Source organism: Hyella patelloides LEGE 07179 (genome assembly GCF_900659865.1).
Taxonomy (GTDB): domain Bacteria; phylum Cyanobacteriota; class Cyanobacteriia; order Cyanobacteriales; family Xenococcaceae; genus Hyella; species Hyella patelloides.
In genome coordinates, this window is record NZ_LR214206.1 from 1 (window position 1) to 3,143 (window position 3,143).

1 protein-coding gene is annotated in these 3,143 nt (G+C 43.1%); it reads right to left on the reverse strand.

The features are described from left to right. Positions 1-2,864, reverse strand: a 2,864-nt coding sequence (locus H1P_RS38660) for a DUF3854 domain-containing protein (RefSeq protein WP_144875389.1), incomplete at its 3' end; no start/stop codon positions are given. Positions 2,865-3,143: the final 279 nt, after the last annotated feature.

The window sequence follows — 3,143 nt, forward strand, 5'->3', positions numbered from 1 at the left end:
GGTAAATTATCTCTTTCCTTTAAGTCTCGTTGGGCGACTATCTTGGGTGGTGCGGGATATTTTTTACCAGTGGTGGGGTCAATCATCTCACCCTCAGAGGGGGCTAAAATCGCTTCTAAGGCTATTAATTTGCTAATTAGATGTCCGCCATCATCTTTTTGGACTAACTCGGAGGTAACGGGCATTCCGTAATCCCGTTGAATGCGATATTTTTGACATTCCACTACTTCAGAGGGTTTGAGGTAGTTTTTTGATTGTCGGGAGAGATATTCTTGTTTGCTGATATTGCTAGCTTGAACTACTGCTGTGGTATAAGCAGCATCCAAACTCAAACCAGCTTCTCTTAATTGTGTTTTAACTTCAGAGTCGGATTCTGATTCGATAGAGATAATGTTATATTCCATCTCTGTAATTAGAGAGCGTAAATCGTCTCGTAAATTGTTAATCGAACGATTGCGATTGGCAGATATCTGACAGTAAGCATCTAAAGCCCAATCTTTTTCTGCACCCCGTTTGCCTGTTCCTTTGTCAATGCGAATCAAGAAAGCAGTCATTTCATTGAGTTGGAGCATCCTCTCTTTAATCTTCTCAGCATTGGTTTCAAAGTAACCAAAAGGAGGACGAGGAGCGACCCAAATATGTAATGGTACGCTCGGACGATAGCGATGTAATGCTTGAGCGCATTCGGTAGCAGTTTGCGATACTGCATGGAAAGCACCAAAGACAGCATCGAAGTGATAGTTAGGTATATCTACACCAGTACCCAAACTGGGAGAAGCTAGTAAAACATCAACGTTTTTCACTTCCGAAGAGATGTCTTTGATAAAGGCTATATTCTCTTCACTACCACTGTTTTCCGCGTGAATCGACCAAATTCGGAGGCGGGGTTCGTTTTTGTTCGATGAATCTTGGTTATCAGAAGGGTAAAGGGGAAGGGGTAAAGGGGAAGGGGGAAGGTTTTTAATTTCTTCCTTTTCTACTTCTCCGCGTCCCCGTGTCTCCGCGTCCCCGTGTCTCCGCGTCTCCTTGTCTCCCCGTCCGCTATCTCCCTTGTCTTCATCAAAAACTTTGACGGTCATGGCAGCTTCTAGCTTTTTGATAAACTTCTTAGAGTCGCTGACTACCATGATTTTTTGCTTCAGCATTAGGGCAGTAAAGATTTTGAGGACTAAAGTAGTGCTATCATCGCTTTCGTAGAGATAAACTTCTCTGCCTCCTTGTTTGTAGTTGTTCTTGATGATAAAGGGTTTTTCATCTTGAGGACGCATAGCGCGGAAGAAATCGAGGGTGACATCATCCATGTGAGCGTCAGCGAGGACTACTAAGCGAGCTTTACCGATGATGTATTCGAGGACTTCTAAGATTAGAGCGCGATGTTCTTTACAGGTTTTGGAGTGGAGCAGGTGAGCGAGATACTGACAGGCTTCGTCGATGAAGACACAACCGTATTCAACCAATTGGTTTTGTAGTTTGTATAAGCTATCAACGGTGATAGAAAGCCCCACAGCATCTTTTAATTTGCCAGAGTCTAGGGCAGAATACATCTCGGTATTTAACCTTTCTGAGAGGTTTTTGAGCAGGTTAACCCGATGTCCCAGATTTAAGAAGCGTTCATGGGGATGTAGTTTACGGAATTGTGCCATTAGTTCGGTTTTGCCCGTACCCATGCCACTGACTAGACCTACTAATCCTGAATCGGGGAAGGCAGCAGCAAGCGAATTTACATGGGATTGACGGGATTCATCTATTAGAGATGAATATAGCTCCTCACAGTAAGAGTCAGAGGGTTTATAATGAGTCCCCCCATCTCCTAGTCTTTCTTCAACTGAGATTTCTTGGCTTAAGAATTGAGTATTAAGCTCTACATCGGCGGGATATTTACTGCTGAGTCCTCTGGGGCGAGGATAGCAAACTCGTTTGTATTCAGCCAGAGTAAGAGCATCATCAATGATGGAGGTTAGGAGGGTTTCTGCGTCTTGTCCTCTTGCAGCGACAAAATCATCAACTCCTTTTTCTGCTCCTGGTAGAGATGCCACTTCACACTCACAACCAGCTTTCTTGATAGCTTCACCAGTACGGAGAGTGGCTTGATAAATGTTGTAGCGAGTTTTAGGCTTAGTTTCGTAATCAAACAGAATGATGAATTTTCTGCCCTGTTGAGCCAAGGGCAATAAATCGGGATGTAGTTGCTCAAGATGTTTGCTGCCGACTCTTCCCCCCCAAATACCAGGTAGGGCAATTGCGACAAATCCCATTGAGAGCAAACAAGCTGCTTTTTTTTCTCCTTCGGTGAGGATGATAGGTATTTCGGGATGTTGTTGTAACCATTCCCAAAAAACTAGGGGCTTATTTCTATCCTGTAAGCGTAAAGCTAGGGGAGAGTGATAACGCTTGATGCTGTACCTAGAAGCTATTTTGTTCCAGATGTGAGCAGGGATATTGAAATAGGTAACTCGGTTAGCTACTTTTGGTGGGGACTCGTATTTAATGGATTTATTTTTTTTGCCACAGAGACGAGGATTATCGGGTTTGAAGCGACCCCACATCATTGGTTGCCAGTTATTGAGGGGGTCTAGTCCCGATACCCACCAACCACCAGAAAAAATGTGAGCGTAGCGATTTAACCATTTATCCCTGAGACGACCATCGTTACGGCGTTCGGAATCGGACAATCCGTAGAGCAGATATTCGTAGGTGGTAAAGCCTATTAGCGAGACAACATTGAGAAACACCAGTAGGGGGTCAACAAATGAGAGATTAACCCATTCGTGCCAGTGGTCTTGTTCTATATGCTTCGGGCGTGTAGTTGCATTGAGGTTAGCAAAATTATAGTCAGCGTTCTCTTTAGTTTTTTGAGGAGGCATAAAGCTCTTAATTCCTTATGCAGAGCAACATCGAGTCTAATTTTGCCAGAAGTTTCGAGGGACTTTTTTTTAGCGGATTAGTCTTATCAGACTAATTAGGAGTGTTTTCAAAGCTGAAACCATTGCAATACATAGGTTTCAAAAAAGAGTCGTCCTGGGATACTAGAGTTTTTATCCTGGGATACTAGAGTTTTTATCCTGGGATACTAGAGTTTTTGTTTTCAAGCTTAAAAGCATATGTATCAATGCTTTAAGCCTTATTTTCAAGATTTTTTTTTT